The following is a 7,273-nucleotide window of genomic DNA, read 5'->3' as shown; positions in this document are numbered from 1 at the left end:
TAATGGCAATAGGTTTCTTTGTCATGGACATTTTTGAAAATACAATGAAAATAATGAGTGTGCAGGCCATTCCAATCCAATTTCCAGTAATTTTGGTTCATTTCACCCAGAAAAATTGTTATTTATTCCGAGACTCTATATAAATTTATGAATAGGAGAAGATTTCTATTCGGCTTGTTTAATGTATTGTGTCTCAACCTTTTCCACGGACACCTCTGGATGTTCTTCTAGATTCAATATATATGTCGACTTTAATATGGCGTTATTTTCCTCAAATATACGAACTTGAGGAAGTTCAGAATTATTTAGGTTTTGTTTTGCAACAACACCTCTTCTACCATCTGAAAGTAAAAGAATCGTACCATTCGGATAATGAACAATACTTCTCTTTAATGCCTCAACTACTTTTGTATCGAATAGAACGCCGCTTCCAGATTCGAGAAGTTGAATTCCTTGGGAAGGAAGTAGTTTATTGCGATATACTCGATCTGAAGTAACCGCATCAAATACATCTGCTACCGCAATAATTTTTGCATATGGATGAATGTCTTTCTCCACAATGCCACGTGGATAACCACTACCATCAAGTCTTTCATGATGTTGATATGCGCAGTGTGCGACCAATAAAGAAATGGAATGCAAATTTCTTAAAATATCAAATCCAAATTGAGCATGGTTTTTCACCGTTTCATATTCTTCATCTGTTAATTTGCCTGGCTTAAATAAGATGTTCGTTGGAATTTGCAATTTACCAACATCATGTAAAATGGCACCAATTCCAATTAGCTTTATTTCCTTATAGCTATAGCCAAGCTCTTTTGCGATGGCAAGTGCATATAAAGTTACTTGGAAGGAGTGTTGATATAAATATTCATCGTATATATAAGAATCCGTTAATACGGTTAACATTTCCTTACTTTCAAGAATCGATTCTAATAATCCATCAATCATATTTCCGATCTCTTGTGATTGGATGTCTAGAATATAAGAAGCTTTTTTTCCTTCCAATCCTTTCAACTTATTAAAGGATTCTGTAATTTTTTTCACTGTACGTAATCTTTTTTCAACTGGGACCGTCTCTTCTACTTCAATCCCTTTTGAGATCTCGTCATCGATGTACACATATTTTATATTCAATTGTTGTAGTCGATTAACCATAGTTTGAGATACTACAACACCTTGTTGAAGTAATGGTCGCCCTGCATCGTTCCATATTGATTTAGCGATTACCATTCCCGGTGCAAGTACATCGAGTGAAATAAGTCTCATTAATTAAAGCTCCAATCATATCTATTATCCGTTGTATTTTATGTATAGTAACAAAACATGTGCAGAAGGATTTACATGCTAAAATAAACGTACTTCAGCAATATAAAACCCGTCTGCCATTACGTTTTGTTTTGTAAAAATCATTACGATTTAAAAACGCTAAAGATATTTTTCTCCATATTCCGATAAGATATCTCTTAAAAATAAGGGTAAATAGTATTTTTTCTTTGCTTCTTTAAAACTTGGGAAGAAATAGCCAAATGTATACATATCCAGTGTAGCAAGACGGTACGTTTGATTTAAGTCAGCTTTCTGTCCTTTAACAATTAATTCGTTATCATCATTAAGTGAGAAATGGTATGTTAAGAGCTTTCCAAAAATGGTGCCTCTAAACCCTAAACCTTTTAATTCTAATAATGGCCAATCTTCATTTTCAGATAGCAATAGCACTTCTTTCAACTCTTCCCCACTTAACTCTATCACACATGCATTAATGGGATGTGGCAAGATTTTATGAATATCATATTTAGTTACAATGCCTTTTTTAAGCCCACCTAAGAAAATTCCTGCATTGAACATCGCACAATCTGCATCTGTAAACTCAATGAGACATTTCTCAAAAACTCGAGATAAATTAGAATGATGGAACCATTCCTTATTATAAGATTTAGATGTTCTAAATACAGGTTGATTTAATAGTTCCTTACCTTTTAAAGCAAGGGACTCTATGAAAGTTCCTTCCTTCTCAATTTCAGGTAATAATGCATTTTCGATGACATTTTCTTTTTTTTTAATAACCCGTCTTTTTTGATGGTCATATTGAACTTGTAAATGGCCAGTATAAATCCCAAACTTTCCACACCCAGTTAATAGGACATGGTCAACTAATTTTCCTTCTAAAAACAAGTGGTGAGTGTGAGAGCCAAAGATGACATCAATATCAGGGCACTCTTTTGCAAGTAACTCATCATTTGAAATTCCTAAATGCGATAAGCAAAGAATCATATTCACCTGATCCTTCAGCTCATTCACTGCGTGTTTTATTGCTTCTATTGGCTCAGTAATGTTCCAATTAAGTTCATCGTAGAAAGCAGGAAACGACGCTGTTGCACCTACAACGCCAATTTTAGTACCATACTTAGTCGTCAAAATCGCATAAGGTTTAATCCAATTAGGATTTACACCACTTTTCACATGCAAATTTGCCACTACTACATCAAATTTCGCCTCATCATATAAGTGGTATAAATCTTCATGTGTAAGTGTAATTCCTTCATTATTTCCAATCGTGACTACATCATATTGTGCTTCATTTAACAATTCCACATTGCCTTTACCAAGTGTAGCCTCAGTATAAATATTGGAGCGGTCCAAATGGTCACCAATATCAAATAGGAAACTAGGTTCCCCTAATTTTGCATAGGTCAATCTCTGTTCTTTAATGTAATACTGCATGCGTGGCCAATATTCGAAGTGGCTATGTATATCGTTCGTATGAAAAAAATGTATCGTCTCGATCAAACTTGCCACCATCTTTCAATAATCAATTAATTGCAGATTAATTTTCTGCACGGATCGTTAAAATAATCCATCAAAAATTGAACGAATACCTAGTAATAATAAGATAATTCTTAAAACTAAAATGAGTGTCTCTGATTTCATTTTTTTATTTAATGCAGAGCCAATTTTCGCACCAACATAAGCTCCAATGATAACCGGTATTGTATAAATCCATGGCACATTCCCTAAAGCTATATGACTAGCAGAGTTTACAATAGATGAAAGGAATACCAAAAACATAGAAGTTGCCACTGCTACATGGGGAGGAAATTGGAATAATAATAACATGGCAGGCACGATCATTGAACCGCCACCAATTCCAAATAATCCTGAAGAAAATCCAACTACAAATGTTAAAAGGATTGCAAACCAAATTGGATAACCATATATATATTCTTTCCCATTATGATCAATAAATTGCTTTTTCGTACCATGTTCTACAAACCATTTTACAGGTTTAAGTTTATCTTTCACTAGTAATAATGTTGATAAAATAATTAATAAAATACCAAAATACAAGTTAAAAGATGGCAAATCTAAATACTGATTAACCCATGCACCAAGCATAGTTCCCGGAATACTTCCGATAAAGAAGATGAATCCACTCTTATAATCTACTGTTTTGGACTTCATATAAGACAAAGTAGATGAAAGTCCTGTAAAGATCATCATAATAACTGATAACCCCACTACAGATTGAGGAGTTAGTTCTTGAATATATCCTAGATTAATCCCGATAAATAATGTAGCCGGAACTAAAATAACTCCCCCACCTAATCCAACAAGAGAACCAACAATTCCCGAACAAAGCGCGATGATAAGTAACAATAAATATTCCATTAAATTTCCCCTTCAAATAAATCTAATTGTTTTGGTGATAAACCGCTATATTCTATTTCTAAAATGCTCATTAGTTGTTTTGCATTTTTAGCAGCATGCTGACCAGAATTGTTATTAAACAAAACATAAACATCTTTTGACTGTTCTTTTAGGTCTAATACGACCTTCGCAATTTGACGAAGTTCTTCTTCATTATAATCATATAAAAATCGAACTTCACGCCAATTTTGATTGTTCCCCGCATTTCTCCAGCCATGAATATTACGTCCATGAATTCTAAATAGCACTTTCTCTTTTGATGTCGATACACTAACTAATGGTACTGATCCACTTCCCGCTTGAGGTTCATCACAAACGGAATGAATTAGCTTATTGTCTTTTAAAAATTGCAGCATCATTTCGCGATTATTTTCTGCATACCAAGTTTGGTTTCGAAATTCTATAGCAATCGGAAAATCTTTTAACTGTTCTTTTACATAACGAATGTATGTAACATTTTTAGCCTGACAATCGTACCACGGTGGAAATTGTACAAGAACCATTCCTAACTTCCCTTCGTCCTGAAAGGCTTTGGCACAAGCTCGAAATGACTCAAACATGTCATTTCTCGTTTCAAAGGGAAGTTCATCCCGAAGATGACCTGTTATACCTTGATAAGTCTTTAATACAAACTGAAAATTAGGCGGTGTTTCAGAGCACCATTTTTTCACATTTCTTTCAGCAGGGATTGCATAGAAGGAAGTATCCACTTCAACAATTGGAAAATGTCCGCTATAATCGAAAAGCTTATCCCTTGCTGTAGATAAATTACTATATAAAGAAGGGTGATCTCCCCATCCTGTTAGTCCAACCAATATCAAGAAAACCCCTCCTTTGTATATTTTTATGATAGCACAGATAAGTAATAGATTTTTACATTTAAGGTGTAAATTATACGAAAAAAGTGAGCTAGCCTTGGCAAACTCACTTTTCTTTATTACCTAAATTTCGAAAATACTTCCACTTCAGTATTACAATCTTGGATCGACTGGGTCCGATTCCATTGCGAGGGTTCCTAGAACGCATTCATGAATTCTAGAGATTGATTCTCCATTAACGAATCGTTGAATTCCTTCTACTCCTAAACTAAATTCTTTTAATGCAAGCTTTTGTTTTTTACCAACTTTTCGTTCCTTTAATCTCCTCAAATTTTCAGGCTGCAAATAATCCATACCGTAAATAATATGAAGATACTTTTTTCCTCTTACTTTTATCGCAGGCTGTACTAGTTTACCCTTCGATCTTGAAACAAATATTTCTGGTTTAATGACGATTCCTTCATGACCATCTGCGGTGATTTCTTCCCACCAAGCTCTGACTTCCTCTTCACTCGATTCATCGTGAATGACTTTATATTCAGTTTCAACGAAGATGGTATCCAATGTAGAGAATTCTTTGTTTTTCTCCATATGCCAAGTGTGCGGCTTATCAAAGAATGTTTCACTACTATGAGCGAGTAGATGAAACGGTGCAATTTGAATTTGGTCGATATTGTTTATTTCCCAACAGTACTTTTGGAACACTTCTTTGAAAATTTGTGCATTAGTCAGTTTTTCATCGTATTCTTCTAACCAATTCTCTAATTCCTTGTGATTACCAAGTGCTCTTTCAATTTTACTTTTAAGTACACTTCGGTCTAAAATGGCATTTTCTGATACATGTGCATATTGACTACTAATTAGCTCTTTCGCTTTTAAGTTCCATGGCATAATTTCTGCGTCTAGAAGAACAAATTCCGTTCCGTATTTGTCGAAATAGTTACTTGTTGTTAGCCCTTTATTTATTCTTGAAAGTATTTCGAGCTCTGTATTGTCATCGAAGAAACGTCTTCCTGTACGTGTGTAAATTACTCCAAGTGTGTTACGACCTACGTATTTAAAACCTGTCTCTTGATCTTTAAATAACAATAAAATCCCTCTGCTACCCATATGCTTCTTTTCAGCAACCATACGATGAATACCCATACTCTTATAATAATCAATTGCTTCTTTCGGATGCTCAAGGTAGTTTTCTAGTGATGAGGGACTTGGCGTTGGACTCATCGTTGGTGGAATATACACTAGCTCTTCAAGTGGTACAGTAAAGTGTGAAACAGTATCAATTGCTGGAATTGCATGTTCCTTTGGTATTCGAACTTCCCCAAATACGTCTGTTGTTACTGTAAATCCATCAATAAATTGGGCAATATTTGGTGGATCTAATCGTTTTTTCTTCAATTCAAGTAAAGGATTACTCTTACCTTCCGAATAATCTGTTGTTGCTTGTATTGCAACAAATTCCTTTTCAGGATATCGGAATGCGGTTAATTCGCCACCAAACACAACACCTTGATCAATATTAATTGTATTATTTATCACTAATGGTTTCGGTTTAGGGTCATGTCCCCAAACAATTAATGTGTTTGTTTTATGGTGGATTGTCCAATCTTTCCTAATTGGTCTCCCAGTGTCATCCAGACCTTCATTATCTCCATAACGGCAAAAATCACTAATATCGAAAGACTGTTTTCCTATAAATTCATCTTTCATTCCTGCATGGGTGCAAACTAAAGTTGGTATTCCATTTTTCGTTATAACATAGTGAGAAGGTGACTTAAGAAGAAGGTCCTTTATCGCATACTTAAGTGTATCTGCTTTCTCTGTCCCGTGAGTAACTTCATATTGCCTAAATTCCGCTTCAACTAATTCATCCCCGTGACTTAAGGTAACATTTTTACCGTCTAACCAACGAGCGATTTTCCATCCGTGATTACTGTCAATCATGTATGCTAATCCATTATTTACATGGCGCAAGAAAAATTCCATTGTTTTCATAGATTGTGGGCCACGGCTCATAATATCTCCAAGTGATAGAAACTTTCTTCCTTCCGGATGGATGTAATATTGTTCAGCATTTTGTTCATAACCTAATTTTTCAAGAAGTTGTATCATTTCATCGTAACAGCCATGGATATCACCGATAATGTCAATGCCATTTCCTAGGTCTAGATGAAGTGGATTTTCCCTTCTTATCACTTCGATTTCATTCGTATGGGAAATGAAATAAGTTGCTAAGTAACCTTCTTTTTTAATAAAACGTTTTTCTCTTTTGAATACTTGGTATTGTTGCTTAATTCTTTTACTTCCTCTTGGATTTTCGCGTTCCTTATCTCGTTCGAGTAATACACTTTGGTCCACATCCATTACAAGAGAAATAATCGGAACATGATTGTTTTTGGCCATTGAAATATACTTTTTGCGGTCTTCTGAATACAAATGGGTTGCGTCTACAATGGTAAGTTTATTCAGTCTACATCTAGTTTCTATTAATGAATCCATCATGGAAAATGCTTCTGCAGAGATTTTTTGATAATTGTCAAATAACGTATCTGCTTCATCACCCGATTTGTTACTCAAATCGATAAATTCTACGTCACTAACTAACACTCTAAATTGGTCTGAGCTAACAATTTCAGAAGGGAGTATCTGACCCTTTTTTACTAATTGTTTCAGCAATGTTGATTTACCACTATTTGATGGTCCTATTAGTAGTACAATTCCAGCATTAGGGATAAGAACGTCCATTT

Annotated in this window: 5 protein-coding genes; all 5 read right to left on the bottom strand. The window is 34.7% G+C overall.

All coding sequences use genetic code 11. The features are described 5' to 3' along the window. Positions 1-165 precede the first annotated feature (165 nt). The 5 genes from ACOQFO_RS05410 to ACOQFO_RS05390 all read right to left on the bottom strand — a co-directional run bounded on the left by ACOQFO_RS05410 (position 166) and on the right by ACOQFO_RS05390 (position 7,271). Positions 166-1,269, bottom strand: coding sequence for an HD domain-containing phosphohydrolase (locus ACOQFO_RS05410; protein ID WP_421688675.1), 1,104 nt, complete (start codon positions 1,267-1,269; stop codon positions 166-168). Positions 1,270-1,428: 159 nt separating this feature from the next. Then, positions 1,429-2,790 carry a bifunctional metallophosphatase/5'-nucleotidase gene (locus ACOQFO_RS05405; protein WP_421688674.1) on the bottom strand — a complete coding sequence of 454 codons (1,362 nt, stop codon included), beginning with the start codon at positions 2,788-2,790 and terminating at the stop codon, positions 1,429-1,431. Positions 2,791-2,847: 57 nt separating this feature from the next. After that, the gene (locus tag ACOQFO_RS05400) at positions 2,848-3,669 is read right to left on the bottom strand and encodes a sulfite exporter TauE/SafE family protein (RefSeq protein WP_421688673.1); all 822 of its coding nucleotides are present in this window, start codon (positions 3,667-3,669) and stop codon (positions 2,848-2,850) included. After that, positions 3,669-4,529: a DUF72 domain-containing protein gene (locus ACOQFO_RS05395; RefSeq protein WP_421688672.1), complete on the bottom strand. Its 861-nt coding sequence runs from the start codon at positions 4,527-4,529 to the stop codon at positions 3,669-3,671. The genes ACOQFO_RS05400 and ACOQFO_RS05395 overlap by 1 nt, the downstream gene beginning before the upstream one ends. Before the next feature lie 150 nt (positions 4,530-4,679). Continuing rightward, positions 4,680-7,271, bottom strand: a complete 2,592-nt coding sequence (locus ACOQFO_RS05390) for a polynucleotide kinase-phosphatase (RefSeq protein WP_421688671.1) — start codon at positions 7,269-7,271, stop codon at positions 4,680-4,682. Positions 7,272-7,273 lie beyond the last annotated feature (2 nt).

The sequence above is a fragment of the Ureibacillus sp. MALMAid1270 genome (assembly GCF_049202975.1).
Taxonomy (GTDB): Bacteria; Bacillota; Bacilli; order Bacillales_A; family Planococcaceae; genus Ureibacillus.
Note: the sequence above shows the minus strand (reverse complement) of the source record. Positions and strands in the feature narration are given on the sequence as shown.